The 21811-nt window shown below is 62.7% G+C and carries 24 protein-coding genes and 1 riboswitch; of the genes, 9 read left to right on the top strand and 15 right to left on the bottom strand.

What is annotated here, in order from left to right; genetic code table 11:
- Window positions 1-81 precede the first annotated feature (81 nt).
- Complete coding sequence (locus ACNAOH_RS10615; RefSeq protein WP_443970145.1) at window positions 82-1239, top strand: N-acetyltransferase; 1158 nt, start codon at window positions 82-84, stop codon at window positions 1237-1239.
- 174 nt (window positions 1240-1413) lie between these two features.
- On the opposite strand, the gene ACNAOH_RS10610 is transcribed toward ACNAOH_RS10615, so the two are convergent.
- The 10 genes from ACNAOH_RS10610 to ACNAOH_RS10565 form a co-directional block, all read right to left on the bottom strand.
- Window positions 1414-1836, bottom strand: a complete 423-nt coding sequence (locus ACNAOH_RS10610; protein WP_443970144.1) for a DUF2147 domain-containing protein — start codon at window positions 1834-1836, stop codon at window positions 1414-1416.
- Entirely contained in the window at window positions 1829-2914 is a 1086-nt protein-coding gene (locus ACNAOH_RS10605; protein WP_443970143.1) for an AI-2E family transporter, read from the bottom strand. The genes ACNAOH_RS10610 and ACNAOH_RS10605 overlap by 8 nt, the downstream gene beginning before the upstream one ends.
- An 88-nt stretch (window positions 2915-3002) precedes the next feature.
- Window positions 3003-3773: an exodeoxyribonuclease III gene (gene xth, locus ACNAOH_RS10600; protein WP_443970142.1), complete on the bottom strand. Its 771-nt coding sequence runs from the start codon at window positions 3771-3773 to the stop codon at window positions 3003-3005.
- A 112-nt stretch (window positions 3774-3885) separates the two neighbouring features.
- The gene (erpA, locus tag ACNAOH_RS10595) at window positions 3886-4230 is read right to left on the bottom strand and encodes an iron-sulfur cluster insertion protein ErpA (protein WP_443970141.1); all 345 of its coding nucleotides are present in this window, start codon (window positions 4228-4230) and stop codon (window positions 3886-3888) included.
- A gap of 173 nt (window positions 4231-4403) precedes the next feature.
- Entirely contained in the window at window positions 4404-5105 is a 702-nt protein-coding gene (locus tag ACNAOH_RS10590) for a M23 family metallopeptidase (RefSeq protein WP_443970140.1), read from the bottom strand.
- Between the two features lie 103 nt (window positions 5106-5208).
- The gene (locus ACNAOH_RS10585) at window positions 5209-5970 is read right to left on the bottom strand and encodes a ferritin-like domain-containing protein (RefSeq protein WP_443972111.1); all 762 of its coding nucleotides are present in this window, start codon (window positions 5968-5970) and stop codon (window positions 5209-5211) included.
- Between the two features lie 58 nt (window positions 5971-6028).
- Entirely contained in the window at window positions 6029-6493 is a 465-nt protein-coding gene (bcp, locus tag ACNAOH_RS10580; protein WP_443970139.1) for a thioredoxin-dependent thiol peroxidase, read from the bottom strand.
- Window positions 6494-6495: 2 nt separating this feature from the next.
- Entirely contained in the window at window positions 6496-9201 is a 2706-nt protein-coding gene (locus tag ACNAOH_RS10575) for a bifunctional [glutamine synthetase] adenylyltransferase/[glutamine synthetase]-adenylyl-L-tyrosine phosphorylase (protein ID WP_443970138.1), read from the bottom strand.
- A 299-nt stretch (window positions 9202-9500) separates the two neighbouring features.
- A complete protein-coding gene (locus tag ACNAOH_RS10570) occupies window positions 9501-10187 on the bottom strand; it encodes a sigma-70 family RNA polymerase sigma factor (RefSeq protein WP_443970137.1) in 687 nt (228 codons plus the stop codon).
- A 70-nt stretch (window positions 10188-10257) separates the two neighbouring features.
- Window positions 10258-11052 (bottom strand): response regulator, encoded by a 795-nt coding sequence (locus ACNAOH_RS10565; RefSeq protein ID WP_443970136.1) that lies wholly within the window; start codon window positions 11050-11052, stop codon window positions 10258-10260.
- Between the two features lie 275 nt (window positions 11053-11327).
- On the opposite strand from ACNAOH_RS10565, the gene ACNAOH_RS10560 reads away from it, so the two are divergent.
- On the top strand, window positions 11328-11498 hold the full coding sequence (locus ACNAOH_RS10560) for a NepR family anti-sigma factor (protein WP_443970135.1): 171 nt from the start codon (window positions 11328-11330) through the stop codon (window positions 11496-11498).
- Window positions 11499-11501: 3 nt separating this feature from the next.
- Complete coding sequence (locus ACNAOH_RS10555) at window positions 11502-13106, top strand: sensor histidine kinase (protein ID WP_443970134.1); 1605 nt, start codon at window positions 11502-11504, stop codon at window positions 13104-13106.
- Between the two features lie 176 nt (window positions 13107-13282).
- Here the strand turns inward: ACNAOH_RS10555 and tgt are convergent, their stop codons facing one another.
- The gene (gene tgt, locus ACNAOH_RS10550) at window positions 13283-14455 is read right to left on the bottom strand and encodes a tRNA guanosine(34) transglycosylase Tgt (protein ID WP_443970133.1); all 1173 of its coding nucleotides are present in this window, start codon (window positions 14453-14455) and stop codon (window positions 13283-13285) included.
- Window positions 14456-14527: 72 nt separating this feature from the next.
- On the bottom strand, window positions 14528-14710 hold the full coding sequence (locus ACNAOH_RS10545) for a hypothetical protein (RefSeq protein WP_443970132.1): 183 nt from the start codon (window positions 14708-14710) through the stop codon (window positions 14528-14530).
- Window positions 14711-14935: 225 nt separating this feature from the next.
- On the opposite strand from ACNAOH_RS10545, the gene ACNAOH_RS10540 reads away from it, so the two are divergent.
- From ACNAOH_RS10540 to thiC, 3 genes are all read left to right on the top strand, one after another.
- The gene (locus ACNAOH_RS10540) at window positions 14936-15922 is read left to right on the top strand and encodes a crotonase/enoyl-CoA hydratase family protein (RefSeq protein WP_443970131.1); all 987 of its coding nucleotides are present in this window, start codon (window positions 14936-14938) and stop codon (window positions 15920-15922) included.
- A gap of 94 nt (window positions 15923-16016) precedes the next feature.
- Window positions 16017-16847, top strand: a complete 831-nt coding sequence (locus ACNAOH_RS10535) for a MipA/OmpV family protein (protein WP_443970130.1) — start codon at window positions 16017-16019, stop codon at window positions 16845-16847.
- Window positions 16848-16859: 12 nt separating this feature from the next.
- A riboswitch (TPP riboswitch) is annotated at window positions 16860-16970 on the top strand.
- A gap of 46 nt (window positions 16971-17016) precedes the next feature.
- The gene (gene thiC / locus ACNAOH_RS10530; protein WP_443970129.1) at window positions 17017-18951 is read left to right on the top strand and encodes a phosphomethylpyrimidine synthase ThiC; all 1935 of its coding nucleotides are present in this window, start codon (window positions 17017-17019) and stop codon (window positions 18949-18951) included.
- A gap of 182 nt (window positions 18952-19133) precedes the next feature.
- On the opposite strand, the gene ACNAOH_RS10525 is transcribed toward thiC, so the two are convergent.
- Genes ACNAOH_RS10525 through ACNAOH_RS10515 form a run of 3 tightly spaced genes read right to left on the bottom strand, consistent with a single transcriptional unit; the run spans window position 19134 to window position 20424 of the window.
- Window positions 19134-19757, bottom strand: coding sequence for a hypothetical protein (locus tag ACNAOH_RS10525; RefSeq protein ID WP_443970128.1), 624 nt, complete (start codon window positions 19755-19757; stop codon window positions 19134-19136).
- Window positions 19758-19815: 58 nt separating this feature from the next.
- Window positions 19816-20205, bottom strand: coding sequence for a DUF488 domain-containing protein (locus ACNAOH_RS10520; RefSeq protein WP_443970127.1), 390 nt, complete (start codon window positions 20203-20205; stop codon window positions 19816-19818).
- A gap of 33 nt (window positions 20206-20238) precedes the next feature.
- Window positions 20239-20424 carry a type II toxin-antitoxin system YoeB family toxin gene (locus ACNAOH_RS10515; RefSeq protein WP_443972110.1) on the bottom strand — a complete coding sequence of 62 codons (186 nt, stop codon included), beginning with the start codon at window positions 20422-20424 and terminating at the stop codon, window positions 20239-20241.
- 38 nt (window positions 20425-20462) lie between these two features.
- On the opposite strand from ACNAOH_RS10515, the gene ACNAOH_RS10510 reads away from it, so the two are divergent.
- Genes ACNAOH_RS10510 through ACNAOH_RS10500 form a run of 3 tightly spaced genes read left to right on the top strand, consistent with a single transcriptional unit; the run spans window position 20463 to window position 21780 of the window.
- On the top strand, window positions 20463-20690 hold the full coding sequence (locus ACNAOH_RS10510) for an AbrB/MazE/SpoVT family DNA-binding domain-containing protein (RefSeq protein WP_443970126.1): 228 nt from the start codon (window positions 20463-20465) through the stop codon (window positions 20688-20690).
- 9 nt (window positions 20691-20699) lie between these two features.
- Complete coding sequence (locus ACNAOH_RS10505; RefSeq protein ID WP_443970125.1) at window positions 20700-21110, top strand: type II toxin-antitoxin system death-on-curing family toxin; 411 nt, start codon at window positions 20700-20702, stop codon at window positions 21108-21110.
- A 43-nt stretch (window positions 21111-21153) separates the two neighbouring features.
- Complete coding sequence (locus ACNAOH_RS10500) at window positions 21154-21780, top strand: hypothetical protein (protein WP_443970124.1); 627 nt, start codon at window positions 21154-21156, stop codon at window positions 21778-21780.
- The last annotated feature ends 31 nt before the right edge of the window (window positions 21781-21811 follow it).

Genomic DNA, 21811 nt, shown 5'->3' with positions numbered 1-21811 from the left:
CAACCGCACTGCTGCGCGTCTTTCCTTGACGCTGGTCAAGACCGGCCAGAGAGTCTGGCCGAAAAATCGGGAGTTCTTGCCGTGGCTTCTCATGATCTAGTGATCGCGCCTGTCTCCGGCAAGGCGGACCTCAAAGCATTCGTCGAGTTGCAGTGGGCAATTTATGCCGATGATCCGGCCTGGGTGCCCCCGCTCAAGGACGAGGTCTATGGCCTGCTGACGCCGGGCAAGAACCCATTCCACGAACATGCCGATCATCAATATTTCCTCGCGCGTCGTGGCGAAGAAGTCGTGGGGCGGATCAGCGCGCATATCGATCATCTCGCCGCCGGCATGCCCGCCGAGCAGGGTTTCGGGCCGGGCACGGGCAACTGGGGCCTGTTCGAGGCGAAGGACGCGGAGACGGGCGCCGCGCTCATCAAGGCAGCGGAGGACTGGCTGCGCGCCAAAGGTATCATGCGCGCGATCGGGCCGATCTCGCTCTCCATCTGGGAGGAGCCGGGTCTGCTGGTGACCGGCTTCGATCATCCCCCCACGGTGATGATGGGCCATGACCGACCGGAATATCAGGGTTGGATCGAGAGCGCGGGCTATGCGCAGGTCAAGCGGCTCGACACTTATGAGCTGGACATCACGCAGGAGTTTCCGCCGCTCATCCAGCGCATCGTCCAGTCCGGCGAGAAGAACCCGCGCATCAACATCCGTAAGGTCGACAAGTCGAGGTTCGATCGGGACGCCGCGATCATCCTCGCCATCCTCAATGATGCCTGGGGAAACAACTGGGGCTTCGTGCCCATCACGGACAGCGAGGTGGCATTTACCGGCAAGAAGCTGAAGCCCATCGTCTTCGAGGATCTTATCATGATCGCAGAGCTGGACGGTGAGCCGGTCGCCTTCATGATGACCCTGCCGGACCTCAACGAAGCGTTGAAACCCCTCAACGGCAACCTGTTCCCCTTCGGCTGGGCCAAGCTGCTCTGGTGGCTCCGGAAGCCGCAAGTGAAGACGATGCGCGTGCCGCTGATGGGCGTGGTGCAGCGCCTCCAGTCCTCCCGCATGGCCAGCCAGCTGGCTTTCATGATGATCGAGTATATCCGCCGGGCCGCCGTGACGAAATATGGCGCGACGCGCGGCGAGATCGGCTGGGTGCTGGAGGATAATCAGGGCATGGTCGCCATCGCGCAGGCAATCGAAAGCAAAATCAACAAGAGCTACGTCATCTACGAGAAGGGCATCTGAGTATTCTCTTCGTCCCTGAATCCTTCGCCGGGTTCAGGACGGGCTCGTTTCAGTGTCCCTCTCACGATGAAGTTCTGGGCTGAATCTGCCCGTTCGTTTCGAGCGAAGGCTCAAGTTCGTCGAGAACCGAAGTCGAAAAATCGCATCTCCCCAACGCGACAGCGCCTCACCCCCTCAGTCCGCCACCCGCGTCCATATCTGCGAGCGGCAGCCGATATTGCCCAGCAGGCATCCTTTGCCTTCCAGATGCGTGTCGTCGATCACGCTGATCGTGCCGGAGAAGGTCTTGGCGATGTCCGGCACGAACACCTTGCCGCGCCACACGCCCTCCCCCGCAGGCTGAAAATCGCGGAACAGCCGCTGGCCGATCAGATTGGGCGTGCCGCCCCGCGCGGCATCGGCCTTCGCCTTGTCGTTCGCCTGGACGACTACGCCGCACATGCGCTTGCCGCATGGTTCGGCCCGCACATGGACGCTGCCGCTCGGGTTGCTCCATATGCCGAAGGAGCGTTTGTCTCCCTCCGGGGCCGCCGCGATCAGCAGCATTACACCGACTGCCAGGGCGCCGATGCGCGTCAAAATATGCGCGTCACGCACTGGCCTCGTCCTGCCGCAGGCTGGTGACGATGTTCCAGATCGCGATGAACAATGCCGCAATCACGGGTCCGATGATGATGCCGTTGAACCCGAAGAGATCGAGGCCGCCCAGAGTGGAGATCAGCACCACATAGTCCGGGATGCGGGTGTCGCGGCCGACCAATATCGGGCGGACGACATTGTCCACCATGCCGATCACGAAGATCCCGCAGAAGACGAGCGCCAGCCCCTGCCAGATCGCGCCCGTGGCAAACAGGTAGATCGCCACCGGCACCCAGACGATGCCGGTTCCCACGGCCGGCAGCAGCGAGAAGGCGCCCATCAATATGCCCCAGAGCATCGCGCCGTTGATGCCGATGAACCAGAAGACGATCCCGCCGATCAGCCCCTGCAGGATCGCGACGACGAGGCTCCCTTTTATCGTCGCCCGGATCATGAGGACGAACTGGCGGGCCAGCGCGTCGCGCGGCGCAGGCTGGAGGGGCATAGCCTCGAAGAGCCGTGCGGAGAGGCGTTCCCCATCCCGTAACAGAAAGAAAGTGAGATAAAGCATCACACCCAGTGAGGCGATGAAACCGAGCGTGCTCTGCCCGATGAGAAGGAGCTGCCCCGCCAGCGTGCGCACGCTGGAGGCAAGGCCGGTCTCGATCTGCTCCGCAACCGCTTTGAGGTCGGTCAGGCCCAGCCGCCGCAATATGTCGAGCGCCCAGCTGGGAAGCCCCGCCTGAAACTGCGCGAAAAGCCGCGCGACGTCGATCTGCCCCGCCTGAAGCTGGCTGTAATAGTCCATCGCCTCTTCGAGCAACGCCACCGATAGCAGCAGCGCCGGGACAATCACCATGGCGACGATGAGCAGCAGAGTGAGCAGCGCGGCGAGATTGGTCCGGCCGGGCATCCGTCGCAGCAGGCGCCTGTTGACGGGCACGAACAGGATCGCGGCGATCACTGCCCACAGAACTGCCGCGAAGAACGGGCGGATAAGCAGTGCGAACGCGACGCTCAGCGCGAGCAGCAGCAGAAGGAGGAACCTCTGCTCCAGCTGCAGTCCTGGTCCGCTGTCCTTTTTCAAACCCGCCATCCGTTCCGCTGACGCTTCAATATGCCGCCAAGCTTATGCGAGGTGAGGATGCGCGGCAATCCGTCCTAGGGCTGATCGACATCCAGCCTTAGCGGATCTCCACCCAGACCGGCGCATGATCGCTGGCCTTCTCCCGGCCACGATAGTCCTTGTCGACCTGCGCGTCGACCAACCGGTCAGCCGCCGCCGGAGACAGCAGCAGATGGTCGATGCGGAAGCCGGCGTCGCGCGGCCAGGCGTTCATTTGATAATCCCAGTAGGTCCACACCCCGCCCGCCGGGTGACGGGTTGCAAGCGCATCCGTCCAGCCGTCGGCAGTGAGCGCGCGATAGGCCGCGCGGCTTTCCGGCTGCATCAGCGCGTCATCGGCCATCTTCTCGGGCTGCCATACGTCGCGATCATAGGGGATGACGTTATAATCGCCGGCCAGCACCGCAGGCACTTCCTCTGCCCAGATCTGCGCGGCCCGCGTGCGCAGCCGCGCCATCCAGCGCAGCTTATAGTCGAACTTGGGACCAGGCTGAGGATTGCCGTTGGGAAGATAGATGGACGCCACCCGCACGCCGTTCACGTCCGCCTCGATATAGCGGCTGTGCTCGTCCTCCGGTTCGCCTTCCAGACCCCGCGCCACTTCGCTGGGTGTCACGCCCTTCGCGAGGATGGCGACGCCGTTAAAGCCCTTTTGTCCGTGCCAGATCGCGCCATAGCCCGCCGCCTCGATATCCGCGATCGGGAAGCCTTCGTCGGCTGTCTTGATTTCCTGCAGGCATGCCACGTCCGGCTGGGTCTCGTTGAGCCACTCGACGAGACGGGGCAGCCGCGCCTTGATACCGTTGATGTTGAAGGTGGCGATGCGCATCCCGGTTCCGTCCCTGTTTACGTTCGGGCTGAGCCCGTCGAAGCCCCGCCCTCTCTTTAAGACAAGGCCGCCCTTCGACAAGCTCAGGGCGAACGGAAATGCAAATTAGCATTCAAACCGAGAAGCTGGTGCCGCAGCCACAACCCGCCGTGGCATTGGGATTGTCCACTTTGAACGCCTGCCCGCCCAGATTGTCGACGAAATCGACAGTGCCGCCCCGCACCAGATCGAGGCTCATGTCGTCCACCACCAGCGTCACGCCATCGGTCTCCACGGCCAGATCGTCGGCTGCGACAGCGTCCGAGAGGCCGAAGCGATACTGAAAGCCTGAGCAGCCACCACCTTCTACCGAGAGGCGCAGGATCGGCGGCTTGCCTTGCTTACCTGCAATGGCAGCCACTCGTGCGGCAGCGGAAGGCGTAAGGGCAATAGCGGGCGATGGGGCAAGGTCACTCATGCCTGGGAAGATAGGAGGTCGCCTGCCGACGAGCAAGCCGCTGGGCAGGCTATCCGGGCCGTTATCCAGACAGGCAATTGTGGATCAGATCTGCCCGACAAACGAAAGCCGGAGCATTGCTGCCCCGGCCTTGCGAAGATCATGCCTGCGCGCGGAGAGCGCTCGGTGTCAGATCAATTCTCGTTGTCGGTGCTCTTGCGGGCCTCGGGACCACCCATGGCGATCTGCCGGCCACTTGCCTTGGCAGCAGCTTCGCGCGCGTCAGCCAGTGCGATCTCGTAGTTGGTGCCTTCGATATAAGGCATCGGATTGACGGCGGCGCCGGCGATACGCACTTCATAGTGCAGGTGGCTGCCGGTCGAACGGCCGGTCGAGCCCATGAGGCCAATGAGCTGGCCGCGACGAACGCGCTGGTTGGGCTGCGCGATCAGCTTGGACATGTGGCCGTAGCGGGTCTGCAGGCCGTTGCCGTGGTTCAGCTCGACGAGGTTGCCATAGCCGTTCACCCACTGCGCGCGCTCCACCACGCCGTCAGCCGTTGCGTAGATAGGGGTGCCAATCGCGCCGGGGATATCGATGCCCTGATGCATGCGATGGCGACCGTTAAAGGGATCGTTGCGGGTACCGAAGCTGGAAGTGAGGGACACATTGTCGACTGGCTGGCGCGAAGGAATGGCGGACTTGCTTTTGGCGGCCTGTTCGGCCGGGCCGTCCATCTTCACCCATGCCTGATAGAGCGAGGCGAACTGTGAATCGCTGGCCGTATCGGCCTGGGCAGGCACGGCGTTGGCCATCAATCCCGCCGCAAAAATCGCTGCGACCAGACGCTGTCCGACGCGGAACCAATTGCTCGGTCGGACGTTGAAATTTGTCATAAACGACATTCGAACCCCGCGTCTTGGCCCTTGCCTTGCCGGTCGGACCGTTTTTTGTGCCTGCCTCATTGGGCCGGCTTGACGCTATCCAGCCAATAAAATCCTAACGGGCAAGGGGCGCGTAGTAATCGCGCGTTAAACCGGCCTGACTCCGCGCTGAGTCGTTGAACGGAGGCTTAAGGCTGCCGCGAAAATGACGCTCAACAAGGATTTGGTAGGATTTCTGCGGGTTTGCGCCTTGTCGATTCATCGACCAGACGAACCATTTCGTCCCTGCGGAAACATGAACGATTTCGTCCGTAACGATTCGTCCCAGCATGCGTGCCGTGCGTGCGTCTCCGGCGGCTTCGAACCGCGCGACGGTCTGCGGCGTGATGTCGAGCGCGCGCGCCTCCAGCACCATCGGTACGATGGCCAGCCGCGCTGCGGCATCGTGCGCCGTTTCCTCTGCCGCTTCCCACAGCCCGTCATGCGCAGGTAGCGCGCCATAATGGCTGCCAAGCTCCCGCAACCGGCGATCGAGCAGCGCGAAGTGCATCGCCTCGTCGGCGCCCACTTTCAGCCAATCGTCCACGAAATCGCGCGGAAACTCAGCGCCGAAGCGTGCGATCAGATCGAAAGCGAGGTCGATCGCCACGAACTCGATATGCGCGAGCGCGTGGATCATCGCGATGCGCGCCCGCTCGGAGCCGCCCCGGCCGCGCTTGGGCATGGCGTTGGGCGGCAGGAGCGCGGGCTCGTCAGGGCGGGCCGGACGATCAGGCGGCGAAACCGGGAAACCGTGAGAAAGCCGGCCCAATCGCCAGTCGCGCGCCACTTTGCGCGCCGCCATCAGCTTGGCGCGCGGGTCTGCGGTCAGCAGCACCTGCACACAGGCCGCGCCCACCGTTGCCTCGGCCGGAGCCGCTTCGGATGTGCCCGTCTCAGACAAGAGCGCGCGCTGCCTCAAGCACCTCGGCGGCGTGGCCCTTCACCTTCACTTGCGGCCACAGCTTCACGACCCGGCCGTCTCCGTCAGCCAGGAAGGTGGCGCGCGCAATGCCCATATATTTGCGGCCGTAGAGGCTCTTCTCCACCCATGTGCCGAAGGCCTCGCACACGCTGCCGTCGGGATCGGACGCCAGCGTGACCGCGAGCCCGTGCTTGTCCGCAAAGCGGCAGAGCTTGGCGACATTGTCCTTGGAGACCGCGACTACCGGAACGCCGAGCGCGGTAAAATCACCGATCAGGTCCGTGAAGTCCTTCGCCTCCACGGTGCAGCCGGGCGTATCCGCCTTCGGATAGAAATAGACCACGAGCGGCTTGCCGCGATAATCGGCCAGCCGGATCGGCGCACCGTCGGCCCCGGTCAACGAGACGTCCGGCAGAGCGTCGCCTTCTTTCAGCATCGTCAATTCTCCTTGTCGGAGGCCGTCTCCGGCCCGCCCGGTATGAGAGCGATCGTCTCCCGCCACGCCGCGCCGATGCTCTGGCGGGCGTCCTCGATTCGCACAAGCAGGTCCGCCCAGCTGCTGGCGCCACATGCTTTGGCCACCAGCCAGCGGCTTTCCTCCGGGGGCTCGGTGGCGTCCGGCGTGACGAGCCGCGACACCACGAGATAGCGCGTCAGCAGGTCGTGCGCGGGCATCAAAGCCTCGGAGAGAAGCCCTTTCGCGGTCAGTTCGCGGATCGCTTCGGAGAGGTCGGGATGGAAGCCCGTGCGGTTCAGCAACTGGGTGACGTGGACCAGAAATTCGAGGTCGACGAGACCGCCGGTCACCAGCTTCACATCCAGATCGCCCTTGGGCGGCTTATGGCGGGCAATGTCGGCGCGCATCTTGGCGGCAGCGGCAAGCAGCGCATCGCCATCGCGCGGCGCGGTCAGCGTGGCGCGGACCACAGCCTCGATCTCGTCCCGCCCCTCTGGCGAGCCGAATACGGCGCGCGCACGCGTCAGCGCCAGATGCTCCCATGTCCACGCGGCTTCCGCCTGATACCGCGCGAAGCTGTCTACGCTTACCGCGAGAAGCCCTTGTGTGCCGGATGGGCGCAGCCGCGTGTCCACCTCGTAGAGCGCGCCGGCAGCTGTGGAGACGGAAAGGGCATTCACCACGCGCTGCGCCAGCCTATTGAAATACTGGGTCGCCCCCAGCGGCCGCCCGCCATCGGACTCCGCGTTGAAATCCCCGGTGAAGAGGAAAACGACATCAAGATCGGACGCATTGGTCAGCAAACCGCCGCCGAACCGCCCCATGGCCAGAATGAGGAGTTCGCCCCCGGCCACCCGGCCGTGTACGGCCTCGAACTCGCGGATTGCCGCCTCGGCCAGCACCTCCACTGCGGCGTCCGCCACGCGGCCATAGCCCCGCCCCACGTCGAGCGGATCAGTTTCGCCCCGAATGATCTGCACGCCAAGCGCGAACCGCCGTTCGCCCACGCTGTGGCGCACATGATCGAGCCAGGCCTGGAAATCTTCGCAGTCCCCGCCCCTCATCTCGCGCACCAGCGCTGGGAGGTCAGGCGCAGGGTCGAGCGCGCTGGCGTCGATCAGCCCGTCGAACAGCGCCGGCCGGCGACTGAGCGCCTCGGCCAGTGCGGGCGCATGGGCGAGAATGAGGACAAGCGTCTCGGCAAGTCCCGGTCGGGCAACCAGCAGGCGCAGGAAGTTGATGGCGCTCGGCAGGCCGGACAGCACGTCGTCCAGCCGGTTGAGCGCGGCGAGAGGCGCCGGCGCGCGGGCAATGGCGGGCACCAGCGTGGGCAGCAGCTCTTCCAGCGCCTCGCGGGCGGGCACGCTGCGCAGCGCGCGCAGATCTCCGCCCCGCCACTTGCGAATGCGCGAGACGAACGGCTCGACATCCTCGATACCCAGCGCGATGAGCTGCGCTTCCAGCGGCTCGGCGCTTTCGGGCAGTGGCCCGGTTCGCGCCTCGTCACCGCCCAGCAGCTTGTCGAACTGGCTGCCGACATCCGCCACATGCGGAGCGAGCCGGTCGATAAAGCTCTGGCCGCTTTCGCATCCGGCAAGCAGAGCCACGGTTTCCAGCGCCTCTGCATTTGCCGGGATGCTGTGGGTCTGGCGATCGTCCACCATCTGCAGGCGATGCTCCGCTTCCCTCAGCGTGACATAAGCCGTGTCGAGCATTGATGCGGCCTCGGCGTCGATCACGCCATGCGCCGCAAGCGCCGCAAGCGCTGCCCGTGTCGCGGGCGCGCGTAGCGAGGGATTGCGGCCGCCATGAATGAGCTGATGCGCCTGCGCGAAAAATTCCACTTCGCGAATGCCGCCCCGGCCCCGCTTGAGGTCATAGCCGGGTCCAAAGCGCTGCCCGCTTGCATAATGCGCGCGGATGCGGCGGCTCACGTCACCGATGGCCTGCACGGTGCCGAAGTCGATGCTCCTCCGCCAGACGAAGGGGCGAATCGCCCGGAGGAACGCGTCGCCGAGCGCCTTGTCCCCGGCGGCGGTGCGTGCGCGAATGAAGGCCGCCTGCTCCCAGCCCAGCGCGGCGGATTCGTAATAGCCGATCGCCGCGTCCACGGGCAGAACGATCGGCGTCACTTCCGGGTTCGGACGCAACCGCAGGTCGACCCGGAAGACATAGCCATCCCCCGTCCGCTCGGAGAGGAGCGAGACCATCTTCTGCGCCAGACGCAGTGCGGCTTCCTGCGGCTCTTCCCGCGCGCGGCGCGGCACGATGTCCGGATCGAAAATGAGGATGGGGTCGATGTCGGAGCTGTAGTTCAGTTCCTGGCTGCCATGTTTGCCCAGAGCAATCACGGCAATACCGCGCACCGGTTCGTCGGGGTAGCGTTCGGCGAACGCTGCCTCCAGCGCTTCATCGATCGCACTGTCGGCAAAGTCGGAGAGGTGACGCGTGACTGTGTCGAGGCCCCATTGCCCGCCGAGATCGGCAATCGCCGCTGTCAGCGCAACAGCGCCGCGTCGCCGCCGGAGCCGCGTCCCCGCAGGTGCATCGGGCGAGAGCGCGATCGAGGCAGCCCAGGCCTCTTCGGCCTGCCCCCCGGCAAGCAAATCAGCGATTTCGGGAGCGGCCTGCGCCTGTATCGAGAGGAAGGAGCTGTGACGTCTGGCGCGTTCGAGAGCGCTAACCATGGCGCCTGCGGAAGATTGATTAAAGGTCATTACGGGACAAACTTTGCGACGAACCGTACAAAACTGTGACTTATTTGCCGGAAACTTTCGGTTCGCGCGCAGTTATCACAGTTATGACGACGATGGACAATCATAACCAGGGAGGCAAGCGGACAGCTGATATGAGCGGCTTTACCGATGTTCCTCGCCCTGCCCGCCATGACGGCGTTGGCAGCGCGCTTCGTCGCAGTTTTTCTACAAATGGGTCGGACAATATTCCCGACGATTTCAAGCAGTTACTTGATCGCCTAGACTGAAGATCACTCGTCTTCGTCGGTCGCCTCATGACCGTCGCTCAGACGGTTCACTTCATCCATGATCGTATCGAGTGCGCCGCTCTCGCGAGCGGGTTCGGTGGAGCGGGCCGGTAACGCGCCCGAGGATAAAATCTCGTCGAGCGCCACGCGCCCTCTCGCGACCCGGCTTTTTATCGTGCCGACGGCCACACCGCAGATATCCGCCGCCTCTTCATAGGCAAAGCCTCCTGCCCCAACCAGAATCAGCGCTTCACGCTGGGCTGCGGGCAGTTGCTGGAGACCGCGCGACACATCCGTCAGCTCGATCTGCTTGTCCTGTCCGGCTGGCGCCGCGAGGATGCGATCCGCCACCAATTCGTCCCATTCGCCCCGGAAGCGGTTCCGGCGAAGCTGGGATAGGTAATAGTTGCGCAGGATGATGAAGGTCCAGGCACGCATATTGGTGCCGGCAATGAACCGACTGCGCGCCGCCCATGCCTTCATCAGCGTTTCCTGGACGAGATCGTCCGCCGTATCGCGATTGCCGGAGAGGGACCGCGCGAACGCACGCAGATGAGGGATGATCGCGCCAAGCGCGGCCTTGAAGTCTTTGTCTGAAAGCGGCGTGGCAGGCTCACCTGCGCCCGTCAGCGCGCCGGACTCTTCGTCCCGGTCGACGGCATTGTCGTCAGCAGCCAAGCTTAAATCCATCCCTGTCACACGCTCCCGTCATCGTGCAAAAACGCACTTCTGACGGAAGCGTTCCGATTATATGTGCGCGTCAGGCCGAAGCCGTGGCGCTGTTGAAAAACAGCGCCTGAGATATGGCCGCCTTCACTGTTGCGCGCTGGAAAGGCTTGGTGATGAGGAATGCCGGCTCCGGGCGGTCGCCAGTGAGGAGCCGCTCCGGGAAGGCCGTGATGAAGATCACCGGTACGTCGAAATCGGCCAGAATGTCCTTCACGGCGTCGATACCGCTCGAATTATCGGCCAGCTGAATGTCCGCCAGCACCAGCCCGGGGCGATGCGCGCGGGCTTCCTTCACGGCTTCGTCGCGTGTCACGGCGATAGCAGTCACGTCATGACCCAGATCGCGCACGATCGTCTCGATATCCATGGCGATGATCGGCTCATCCTCAATGATGAGCACATCCGTGCGGGTCTGCGCCTCGATCTCGGCCAGCGCTTCATCGACAAGGCCGTCGACCTCATCCTCTTCCAGATTCAGAAGATAGGCCGTGTCTGTCGTCGAAAAGCCTTCCATCGCCGCGAGCAGCAGCGCCTGCCGGGACACGGGCGTGATCCGCGCCAACCGCGCACTGGCGATCGCTTCCAGCCCGTCTCCCGCCGAGAGGTCGCGCGCGTCCTCTTCCGTCGAGGTCGACCATATGCGCTGGAAAATCCCGTAAAGACCCAGGCGCGGGGCAACGTCTTTGGGGAATTCATCGGGGGCAGCGACGATCGCTTCCAGCGTTGCGCGCACATAGGCATCGCCCGCGCCCTGACTACCCGTCAGCGCACGCGCATAGCGACGCAGAAACGGCAAGTGCGGTTGAAGCGTTGAACCCAGACCCATTCGAGCAAACTCCCTAAATTTGGCGGCGGGATGCTCGCAACTCGTGCCACATTGCCGCCGATGCGACAAGTTGGCCCCAGCCTCCCGCAATTTTATGGAACAAACGACAGGCGAATTTGTTTCACATGGCGCGAAACTTGTCGCATTCATACTCGGCCGGATGGTAATAAGTGAACATTACGACGTGCTTAAGCCTGGCCGGGAGGTGCGTCGTTCATGAGATGGCGTCGAAGCTCGGCGTCTGGCGGGGCAGCAGAAGACTGGGCGGTCGATAGGTGACGGAAAAAATCAAGGCTGGGAAAGACTCCAGGGTCAAGGCGCGTAGCCCGCGCGGTGACAAGACCAAGGACATGAACGTGGGACAGGTTTTGCGCTCGGCTTATCAACAGACCGTCAGTGAGGGCGTTCCAGACGAGTTGATGGATTTGCTCAACCGTCTGGACTGACAAGTGAGCGTTGAAAACCAAGCGCGCGGTCGTCGATTGATCCGCCGCCGCACGGACCTTTTGGGTTTCGGAATCAGAACCGGGTCCGCTTCCAAGATTTTCCTTCTCTTCTTCATCGCATTCCTGCCGCTGGGCGCTGTGGCCGTGCTCGGCGTGTTGCAGGCAGTAAGGACGATGGAGCAGGAGCGCGTCGCCCGGCTTCAGCTTTCCGTCGAGCAGCGCGTCAACAAACTGAGCCGCACCATTGCGGAAGACCGCCGCACGCTGCTTTTCCTCGTCGATACGCTTGGAAATGCCGGCATCAGCAACTGCCGGCGAGCGGCCAGAGTATTGTCCGACCGCGATACCGGGCCAATCGACTTCGCCGTTTTCGATTCCACGGGCAAGCGCCTGTGCACTAGTGCCGGCCAGAACGCCGGGACGATTTTCCTCAGCCAGCAGCTGAAAGCACAGGGCGCCGCGATCGATGCCCCGCGCCAGCACCTCCTGATCCAGACTTCCAAGGGCGATGACAGCCTTCATGCCGTCGGGGTCTATTCACGGGAGGCAATCGCGCAGATCATTGGTGCCCCCGGAGACAATTTGAGGGAGCGGCGCATCGTTCTCAACGCGGGAAGCGATCCGCTGTTCGTGCTGGGCGCAAAGACCGAGCGCAATGCCGATGACGTTGTCGCAGCGACCGCGTCCATGGATCTGGGGCTCCGCATGGACGAAAGCGTCCTGCGGCCGCCCACGTCACTCGTGGCAATGCTCTTCCTGATGCTGCCGGTCATCCTGTGGCTCCTCACTGCCGCGATCGCCTGGTACAGCGTTCACCGCTTGCTGGTGCGGCCGTTGGTCGCGATGCAGCGGGCCGTGGCGACATACCGCCCCGGCGACGATCCCGAGCCGATCCGCCGTCCGAGCCCGGTGTTCGAAGAGATTAACGTGCTGGGCGAGACCTTCCGCGAAATGGCGCAGGACGTCTCGACGCACGAGCAGCAGATGGTGGAGAGTCTGGACCGTCAACGGCGCCTGACCCGCGAGGTTCATCATCGCGTCAAGAACAACCTCCAGATCATCACCAGCCTGGTCAGTCTGCACAGCCGCGCGGCGAAAAGCACTGATGCGGCGCAGGCTTACGCCTCGATCCAGCGCCGCGTGGACGCGCTCGCTGTCGTCCACCGCAATCACTTCGCGGAGATCGAGCATAATGAAGGGATCAACGGCGCCGCCCTGCTGAGCGAGCTGGCCTCCAGCCTGCGGGGTGGCGGAGCGGATATCGGCAGCGGCTTCGCGCTGCGCGTGGACTGCGATCAGTTGATGCTGGATCAGGACGTGGCCATGCCGGTCGCCTTCATCGTCACGGAGCTGGTGGAGCTTGCCATCCGGGTGGATGCCAACGCCGTCATCAGCCTGGCGCTCCGGCGTGTCGAAAGCGGTGCGGAGTCGGCGAAAGCCATGCTCTCCGTCCAGTCCCTTGCCCTGCGCGCATCCCCAGAGCTTGATGTGCTGTCGCGTGAGGGCTTTGAACGCGTGCTTCGCGGCCTCTCCCGCCAGCTACGCAGCGAACTGGTCTGGGACGGCGAAGTCGGCCGCTACGCGATCATGGTGCCGACGATCGCCTGATTCTCCGCTGGACCAGGGGGGGGTGCAACGCGCTAGGGCCGATCGACATTCAGATGATGGCGTGGCGAAAATCGTGGATTTCCGTGATCCGGCGCGCAGCGTACTTAAGGTACGTGAGCACCGGAAGCGCGGAAATGCGCTATTTGCAGACCGTCAGAGCTGAATGTCGATCGGCCCTAGAATGCGCGGGAGGCATAATCCCGACGGAAGTCGTTCGCGAAGGCAGTCAGCCGGCCGTCCTCGATCGCCCCGCGAAGCCCGGCCATCAGCTGCTGGTAGAAATGGAGGTTGTGCTGCGTCATCAGCATCGCGCCCAGCATCTCGCCGGCTTTCACCAGATGATGAAGATAGGCCCGCTCCCATGTTCCGCACACCGGGCAGGTGCACCGCGCGTCGAGGGGCTCGCGATCCTGCGCGAACCGTGCATTGCGGATGTTGAGCGGCCCGGTCCAGGTGAAGGCCTGACCATTTCGCCCGGAGCGCGTGGGCAGTACGCAATCGAACATGTCGATGCCGCGCTCCACCGCGCCCACGATATCGTCCGGTTTGCCCACCCCCATGAGGTAACGCGGCTTGTCCGCAGGCAGCGGATCGACGCAATGGTCGAGGCAGCCGAACATCGCCTCCTGCCCCTCGCCCACGGCTAGGCCACCCACGGCATGGCCATCGAAACCGATGTCGATGAGCGCCTCTGAGGATTGCCGGCGCAGTTCTTCATCGAGCGCGCCCTGTTGTATGCCGAACAGTGCCGAGCGGGCAGCATGATCCTCGCCCGCGTCGAACCCGGCGCGGGACCGTGCCGCCCAGCGCATGGAGCGCTCCATTGCCTTGGCCTGCGCGTCGCGCGTCGTCGTCGTCGGCACCAGTTCGTCGAAGCACATCACGATATCGCTCCCCAGCAGGCGCTGGATTTCCATGGAGCGCTCGGGGCTCAACATATGCCGCGATCCATCGAGATGGCTGGCGAAGGACACCCCGTCTTCGCTCACCTTGGCCAGTTTGGAGAGGCTCATCACCTGATAGCCGCCGCTATCGGTAAGGATTGGCCGCTCCCATGCGGAAAAGGCGTGCAGTCCGCCTAGGTCCGCGACGCGTTCGGCGCCCGGCCGCAGCATGAGGTGATAGGTATTGCCGAGAATGATGTCGGCGCCGCTGGCCCGCACCTCGGCAGGCCGCATGGCCTTCACCGTACCGGCGGTGCCCACCGGCATGAACGCCGGGGTCCGGATCGTGCCACGCCGCATGTTGATGGCGCCGCTGCGGGCCTTGCCGTCGCGCGCGCTGACCGAAAACTCAAAACGGGCGCTATTAGGGTCGGTGGGGACGCGTTCTGTCGAAGTGGAAGCCATGGCCTCGCCATAACGTGGCCGCGGGCGAAGGGAAGCAGGCTTCTCTTATCCCTCGCGTACCTGAAGCGGAAATCAGCTCCGCGCGACGATATGCGCGCTGATTGGCGCGCCCAGCGGCCCGAAGGCAGCGAGCCGGCTAAAGCGCCCCACGAAGCGTGTTGATTCGGCTTCCATTTCCACGGGCAACAAGGTGCCGTCGGCGAGCTGGATCGCGAAGGTCACGCGTTTCGAATAGGGGGAACGATGCTGGGTCACCCACCCCTCATGGCGAAGGGAGGTTAACACAGCCCTTACACAGATAAGGCGCGCGCTCGGTTTACCGCAGTTTTCCGCCTCGGCTCAACGCTTCGTCCCGATATACGGAAAAGCGCCGGAGCACTGTTAACCATCTATATTTCTCTTTTTTGTTTGCAACTGCAGGGAACTAAGTCATCATATTAACAATAAAAAAGAGATTAACTATTCGCTCGGGGGTCGCACATGGACGGAAATGCGTTCGAGCGGGTGGATGAACCTCTCGGCTCGCTCACTATCGCGCAGGAAATGAATGAGCATCCCGCTGGGGTGGTCGTCAATTTCGGCTCTTTGGGCAATCACCCGGAAAACCAGCTCGCGCATGGTTTTGACCCCGCCGGCAAGACCGGCCTGTTCGATCTGGGCCAGATCAACGTCCATTTCGAGGAAGAGCTGAACTGCCTCTGGGCGTTCATCACGCCGGAAGACAGGCCAAATTATAATATGGGTCTGCTGCGTGACACGATGCGCTGGCAGGACGAAGCTAAGCGGCATTTCTCCGCCCGGCCCGAGGCGCTTAAGTTCATGGTGCTCGGCTCCCGCTTCCCCGGTATCTTCAATCTGGGCGGCGATCTCAACATGTTCGCCGACTGCATCGAGCGGCAGGATCGCGCGACGCTGCGTCACTATGGCCATCTCTGCGTCGAAATCGTCGAGAAGGTCTGGCACTCCAATCACATGCCAGTCATTTCCATTGGCCTGGCGCAGGGAGATGCGCTGGGCGGCGGCTTCGAGGCTCTGTTGTGCTTCGATGTCATCGTGGCGGAGCGGCAGGCCCGCTTCGGCCTTCCAGAGATTTTGTTCGGCCTGTTTCCCGGCATGGGCGCCTATTCCATTCTCTCGCGCCGTATCGGCCACGCCCAGACCGAGAAAATGCTCCTCTCCGGCAAGGTGTTTTCTGCCGAGGAAATGTACGAGATGGGGCTCGTCACCGTGCTGGCGGAGCAGGGCGAAGGCGAGCAGGCCGTGCGCGACTATATCGCGCAGACCGCGCCGCGCCATGCCGGCACCGTCGGCATTTTTCAGGCCGGGCGTCGGGTCAATCCGATGACGCTGGAAGAGCTGCGCGACATCGTCGACGGCTGGGTGGAGGCCGCGCTACGCCTGTCCCCTGCCGATCTGCGCATGATGCGGCGTCTGGCACGCGCTCAGCTGCGCCTCGGTGCGCACTGACCGTCTTCGCAAAGGCTCGTCTTTAATATCGGGAGCAAAGCGCGCAGTCGCGCGTTCCTCCCCCATAATCAACTGAACAGGGAACGAGACGCGGATGCGCTCCTTTATTCTGCTGCCCGCTCTGCTGGCGGCCACACCTGCGGTCGCGCAGCAAACCGAGAAGCAGCCTGGGTCAGACAACGTGACCGTCGCCCTGGGAGCCAGCTATGGACCGGACTCCGAAGGGTCTGACGACTATCGGCTCGTCGCGGGACCGGCCGCGATCGGTCAGGTCGGCGGTGTCGGCTTCATCTTGGCCGGCAATCGCCTTTCGGTCGATCTCATTCCCGACGATCCCGGCCCCGGCTGGATCGTTCAAGCAGGCCCACTCGTGACGCTCAATCTCAATCGCCGCTTCACAAGCATGATCGATGATCCGCGCATCAGGGCGCTTGGCCGGCGCTCCGCCACGCTGGAGCTGGGCGGCTATGCAGGCATCGGGCGCCGGGGCGTCATCACCAGCGATTATGATACGCTGAGCTTCACGCTCGGCTATCGCAAGGGCGTCACTGGCGCCCATCGCGGTGGCATTCTTCAGCCAACGATTGCCTATTTCACGCCCCTATCGACCAAGGCGGCTGTCTCCGTCTCGGTGTCGGGCGAACGCGCCGAGCGCAAATATGCCGCGGCCTATTATGACGTCGATACGGCAGGCAGCATCGCCAGCGGCCTGCCCCAATATCGCGCGCGTGGCGGCTGGAAGAACTATACCGCTTCGTTGATCGGCGGATATTCGCTGACCGGCGACCTCACCAAAGGCTGGAAGATCGCCGGTGGCGTCACTTACCGCCGCCTGCTCAATGATTTCGCGGATTCGCCGGTCGTTTCAATCGCGGGCAGCCGCGACCAGTGGATCGGCGTGCTTGGGCTGGCCTATACGTTCTAAGCTGCTATAGTCGCCTCATCCCCGGGGGACCGTTGTCACGACGGTTGAGAGGGGGGCACGAGCCCCCGACCCGCTGAACCTGATCCGGCTCACACCGGCGGAGGGAGGGAGTGGCCATCCGACAAGGGATTATCCGCTCGCTCTTCCGACACTGAGGAGTAAGCGACGCATGGCAGATATTCCCGCACGCACCGAAATCGGCGTGACCACTGGTCCCATTCGCGGCAGCCGCAAGATCCATGTGGGCAAGCACCGCGTCGCGATGCGCGAGATCCATCTCGAGCCGTCCTCCGGCGAGCCACCGGTGCGCGTCTATGATACGTCCGGCCCCTATACCGATCCCAATGCGCGCATCGACATCATGGCCGGCCTCCCCGCTCTGCGCCGCGACTGGATTGTCGGGCGCGGGGATGTCGAGAGCTATGACGCGCGGGAAGTGCGTCCCGAGGACAATGGCAAGCTCGGCCCGGACCGCTCGGCGGGCGTGCCCCAATTCCCCAATGTCGTAAAGCGCCCGCTGCGCGCGAAGCCGGGCATGAACGTCAGTCAGATGCACTACGCGCGTCGCGGCATCATCACGCCCGAGATGGAATATGTGGCGGAGCGCGAGAATCTCGGTCGCGAGCGGCTCGCGGACTATGTCCGCGACGGGCAGGATTGGGGCGCGGAAATCCCCGATTACGTGACGCCCGAGTTCGTCCGCGACGAGGTCGCGCGCGGCCGCGCGATCATTCCGAACAACATCAATCACCCGGAAAGCGAGCCGATGGCGATCGGTCGCAACTTCCTGGTCAAGATCAACGCCAATATCGGCAACTCCGCCGTCGCGTCGGACGTCGCCAGCGAAGTCGACAAGATGGTCTGGTCGATCCGCTGGGGCGCGGACACCGTCATGGACCTCTCCACCGGCCGCAATATCCACGACACCCGCGAGTGGATCCTGCGCAATTCGCCTGTCCCCATCGGCACCGTGCCCATCTACCAGGCGCTGGAAAAGGTCGGCGGCATCGCCGAGGAGCTCACCTGGGAGATCTTCCGCGACACGCTGATCGAGCAGGCCGAGCAGGGCGTCGACTATTTCACCATCCATGCCGGCGTCCGCCTGCCCTATGTCCCGCTCACCGCCAAGCGCGTCACCGGCATCGTCAGCCGCGGCGGCTCGATCATGGCGAAATGGTGCCTGGCGCACCACAAGGAGAGCTTCCTCTACGAGAAGTTCGACGAGATCACCGAGATCATGAAGGCCTATGACATCGCCTATTCGCTGGGCGACGGCCTGCGCCCGGGCTCGATCGCCGACGCCAATGACGAAGCCCAGTTCGCCGAGCTCTACACCTTGGGCGAGCTCACCCACCGCGCCTGGCAGCAGGACGTGCAGGTGATGATCGAAGGCCCCGGCCATGTGCCGATGCACAAGATCAAGGAGAATATGGACAAGCAGCTCGAAGCGTGCGGCGAGGCGCCCTTCTACACATTGGGGCCGCTCACCACCGATATCGCACCGGGCTATGACCATATCACCAGCGGCATCGGCGCCGCGATGATCGGCTGGTACGGCACCGCGATGCTCTGCTACGTGACGCCCAAGGAGCATCTCGGCCTCCCCGATCGCGACGACGTCAAGGTCGGCGTCGTCACCTACAAGCTCGCCGCCCATGCCGCCGATCTCGCCAAGGGGCATCCGGCGGCCAAGCTCCGCGACGATGCGCTGAGCCGCGCCCGCTTCGAGTTCCGCTGGCGCGACCAGTTCAACCTGTCGCTCGATCCCGACACGGCGGAGAAATATCACGACCAGACGCTGCCGGCCGAAGGCGCCAAGACCGCGCATTTCTGCTCGATGTGCGGCCCGAAATTCTGCTCGATGAAGATCACGCAGGAGGTGCGTGACTTCGCGGCAAAGCAGAATGCAGGCGTGGAGAGCTTTATCGCTTCCCAAATTCCTCTCCGGAACGGGGAGGGGGACCATTCGGCATCGCCGAATGGTGGAGGGGGGGCGCCTCTGGACGCAGCCTCAGCCGAAGCGGGCATGGCCAAGATGAGCGAACTCTACCACGAGACCGGCCGCGAACTGTATATGGGCGCTGGCGACAGAGAGCGGGATTGAGGAAGAGCTGACAGCATTTCAAAAGCGTCAGAATGACAATGATGTCTGCTTTACCTCATTCAGTCGGATCATTCCGACAAGAAGCCATTGGTTTTGCGTTCCGAACTCGGCATTGCGGCGTTTATGGGTACTGAATCCTAGGGCTAAACCGGCACGCATGTACTCATCTTCGTACTTGGCTCTTAACGCGTTAAGAGCCTCGGTGCGCCCATACTCTCGTTCAAACGATTGAACGCAGCAGATGTCTCCCAGTCATCACATTCGTGCGTTCGATCTTTGCCGTCTTGATCCCGCCACTTAGCGATAAATCGCATTGGGCAAGGCTTTAAAGGCTTAGCTGTAGCATCAAACATGGAAAGTTGATTTGCTAGTTCGCTATGCTTCAATGTTTCGTGAGTTATTTCTTCTTGGGACTTTTCGAGCGCTTCCAGGGCAAAGGATCGAGGTCGAATTAAAGTCAGCGATTCCCGTCGGCTATCTGCCTCCGCAAAGGAGGTTCGCACTAACGGATCAAGAAATGAAGCCCGCTCACCTGCCTTAACACTTCCGACAACTTCGAGCGTTTCAGGAATAACCTTTTGGCTTTCAGGCCTTGGATCATCCTTTGATCGAGTAAATTTGTAGCGTATCCAGTTCCAACGTCTGAATTTTTGCACTTCCGATAAGATTCTAAATGGGACCGGGTATTGTCTACGCCAAGTTTGATCTCGCCCTACACCAGCACAACATACCGTTTCGAAGTATTTGCTAGAGCGGTGCGGCTGCGCCTTGATCAGTATGAAGCACTCGTCGCTCTCGACCGACATTAGCAGCCCCCATGACTACACCCCAATGTACCGCCTTAACACCTAGACGAACCTCAAGTTACTCGGCAACAATCTTTCGGTGGCACTGCTTTTGATCTCTCTCAAAGCACATGAGGCATATATCTTTTTCTGAAGCCAATTCTTCGAGGAAATTCAACGCCTCTTTTGCCTTCTCTCCATTGATTACAGCTGTAAAGATTTCTTCGAAAAGCTGCATATTACCAGCACGGGCAGCCTCCCTCCCGTCTTTGGGATCGCCCAACTGCGGAAGGTGCAAATATCCAATTCCCGCCTTAAGCAGAGCTTGCTCGAGTGCCTTCTTGGAAAATCCCGGCCTGCGAGACTGTGCTCGCTCACGAACATCAATCAAGGTGTCAATTTTAGCCAACATGAGTGTAGCTACGAAGTCGGGAAGCGTTGATCGCTCGTAGCCAATGGTCGCCAGCATAATAACCTCTTAATCTTGCACGCAGTCCGAGAGTTAACGCGCGAGCAAATGAATCAGAATTGTGTTCTGAATGAGTCGGCTAAATAATAATGATACCGGCACTGCGCCACTTGCAGCGTCCGATCGCTTCCGCTCCCCGTCCGCTAGCCGATGCTCATGGCTGATCCGCCGCGACCACCAGCCTGAGAGATTGCCGCCCAGCGGCTCAGGCTTGCCCATGCCCTTGCTCATCGCGCCAGCCATGTTATAACGTTCGTATGAACACGCCTCTCAAGATCACGAAGATCGGCAACAGCGCCGGCGTCATCCTGCCCAAGGAGTTGCTCGCCCGCTTGCGCGTGGCCCCCGGTGACACGCTTTACGTCACCGAAGCGCCGGACGGCGTGCGGATCACGGCAACCAACCCCGAGTTTGAGACGCAGATGTCGCTGGCGGAGCAGATCATGCGTGATGATCGGGACATATTGCGCACCCTCGCCAGGTAGCCGCCTTCCATGACCGAAGATGCGCGCGCTGAGCCGGTTTGGCTCGAAAGGGCCATCGTCCTCGCGATTCATGATCGACAGTTGGCCGAACATGGCGGTCCGTCCGGTATTCGCGACGAAGGGATGCTGGAGTCGGTCCTCATGCGTCCGGTCAATCAATGGACCTATGGGGAGGATAATCGCTGCGCGCTCGCGGCGGCCTATGCGTTCGGCCTCGCGCGCAACCATCCTTTCGCGGATGGCAACAAGCGCACCGCCTGGATTCTCGCGCGGCTCTTTCTGGCACGAAATGATATTGTTCTGGCGTTTGATCCTCATGATGCCATCAGGACCGTCCTCGCCCTTGCCGCCGGGGAACTGTCCGAAACGGAGCTTGCCGACTGGCTGCGGGATCATAGGACCATTCCCCGAGCCCTTTGAAAAACGCTGTCCTACATCGCGCAAACTATGCCTCAGTTGCGGGATGACCAAGCCCCGCACCCCTCCGCCCGAATATGATCCGCCCGCGTTCGAGCCGGTCATCCGCCGTTCCCGACATGATGGCTGGTCGGCGGAGCGGCAGGTCGCGTTCATTCAGGCACTGGCCGAATGCGGCTGCGTGGCGGATGCCTGCGCCCGCGTCGGCATGTCCACCACCTCGGCTTATGGCCTACGCGCCCGGCTCGATGCGCAGAGCTTCCGCTATGCGTGGGATGCTGCGGTGGATCATGCCGTGAACCGTCTTTCGGACGCCGCGCTCAGCCGCGCGATCCACGGCGTATCGCGCCCGGTCTTCTATCAGGGCGAGCAGGTGGGCGAGCGCCGCTATTATGACGAGCGGCTGACCCAGTTCCTCCTGCGCTACCGCGATCGCAGCCGTTATGGCCGGTGGAACGATGCGGCGGTGCCAGAGCCGGGCCATGCCGATGGCGTCGCGCTGGCGCTCGCCCAGTGCCTTCTGCGTGTCGTGAAGGACGGCCATGCCTTCGATGGCGGCGATCCTCCGCCCGAGCATCCGCCCTATGATCCCGCGCGCCGGCCGATCAGCGACGTGCGCGATCTCATCGAGAGGCTCGCGGATCGTCTGCGGCCCGAAGTTGACGGAACGTAGCGCCAACTTTGGCAACTTCCGCTTGGGGCGC

The sequence above is a fragment of the Sphingobium sp. CR28 genome (genome assembly GCF_052327305.1).
Lineage (GTDB): Bacteria > Pseudomonadota > Alphaproteobacteria > Sphingomonadales > Sphingomonadaceae > Sphingobium.
The sequence above is the reverse complement of the archived record's forward strand: the minus strand, read 5'-3'. Positions and strand labels throughout refer to the sequence as shown.

Coding starts and splice junctions, on each gene's coding strand:
- ACNAOH_RS10605 (WP_443970143.1), bottom strand. CDS start 2,914: ATGGCGGGTTTGAAAAAGGACAGCGGACCAGGACTGCAGCTGGAGCAG.
- xth (WP_443970142.1), bottom strand. CDS start 3,773: ATGCGCATCGCCACCTTCAACATCAACGGTATCAAGGCGCGGCTGCCC.
- erpA (WP_443970141.1), bottom strand. CDS start 4,230: ATGAGTGACCTTGCCCCATCGCCCGCTATTGCCCTTACGCCTTCCGCT.
- ACNAOH_RS10590 (WP_443970140.1), bottom strand. CDS start 5,105: ATGACAAATTTCAACGTCCGACCGAGCAATTGGTTCCGCGTCGGACAG.
- bcp (WP_443970139.1), bottom strand. CDS start 6,493: ATGCTGAAAGAAGGCGACGCTCTGCCGGACGTCTCGTTGACCGGGGCC.
- ACNAOH_RS10575 (WP_443970138.1), bottom strand. CDS start 9,201: ATGGTTAGCGCTCTCGAACGCGCCAGACGTCACAGCTCCTTCCTCTCG.
- ACNAOH_RS10570 (WP_443970137.1), bottom strand. CDS start 10,187: ATGGATTTAAGCTTGGCTGCTGACGACAATGCCGTCGACCGGGACGAA.
- ACNAOH_RS10565 (WP_443970136.1), bottom strand. CDS start 11,052: ATGGGTCTGGGTTCAACGCTTCAACCGCACTTGCCGTTTCTGCGTCGC.
- tgt (WP_443970133.1), bottom strand. CDS start 14,455: ATGGCTTCCACTTCGACAGAACGCGTCCCCACCGACCCTAATAGCGCC.
- ACNAOH_RS10540 (WP_443970131.1), top strand. CDS start 14,936: ATGGACGGAAATGCGTTCGAGCGGGTGGATGAACCTCTCGGCTCGCTC.
- ACNAOH_RS10535 (WP_443970130.1), top strand. CDS start 16,017: ATGCGCTCCTTTATTCTGCTGCCCGCTCTGCTGGCGGCCACACCTGCG.
- thiC (WP_443970129.1), top strand. CDS start 17,017: ATGGCAGATATTCCCGCACGCACCGAAATCGGCGTGACCACTGGTCCC.
- ACNAOH_RS10525 (WP_443970128.1), bottom strand. CDS start 19,757: ATGTCGGTCGAGAGCGACGAGTGCTTCATACTGATCAAGGCGCAGCCG.
- ACNAOH_RS10520 (WP_443970127.1), bottom strand. CDS start 20,205: ATGCTGGCGACCATTGGCTACGAGCGATCAACGCTTCCCGACTTCGTA.
- ACNAOH_RS10515 (WP_443972110.1), bottom strand. CDS start 20,424: ATGGGCAAGCCTGAGCCGCTGGGCGGCAATCTCTCAGGCTGGTGGTCG.
- ACNAOH_RS10510 (WP_443970126.1), top strand. CDS start 20,463: ATGAACACGCCTCTCAAGATCACGAAGATCGGCAACAGCGCCGGCGTC.
- ACNAOH_RS10505 (WP_443970125.1), top strand. CDS start 20,700: ATGACCGAAGATGCGCGCGCTGAGCCGGTTTGGCTCGAAAGGGCCATC.
- ACNAOH_RS10500 (WP_443970124.1), top strand. CDS start 21,154: ATGACCAAGCCCCGCACCCCTCCGCCCGAATATGATCCGCCCGCGTTC.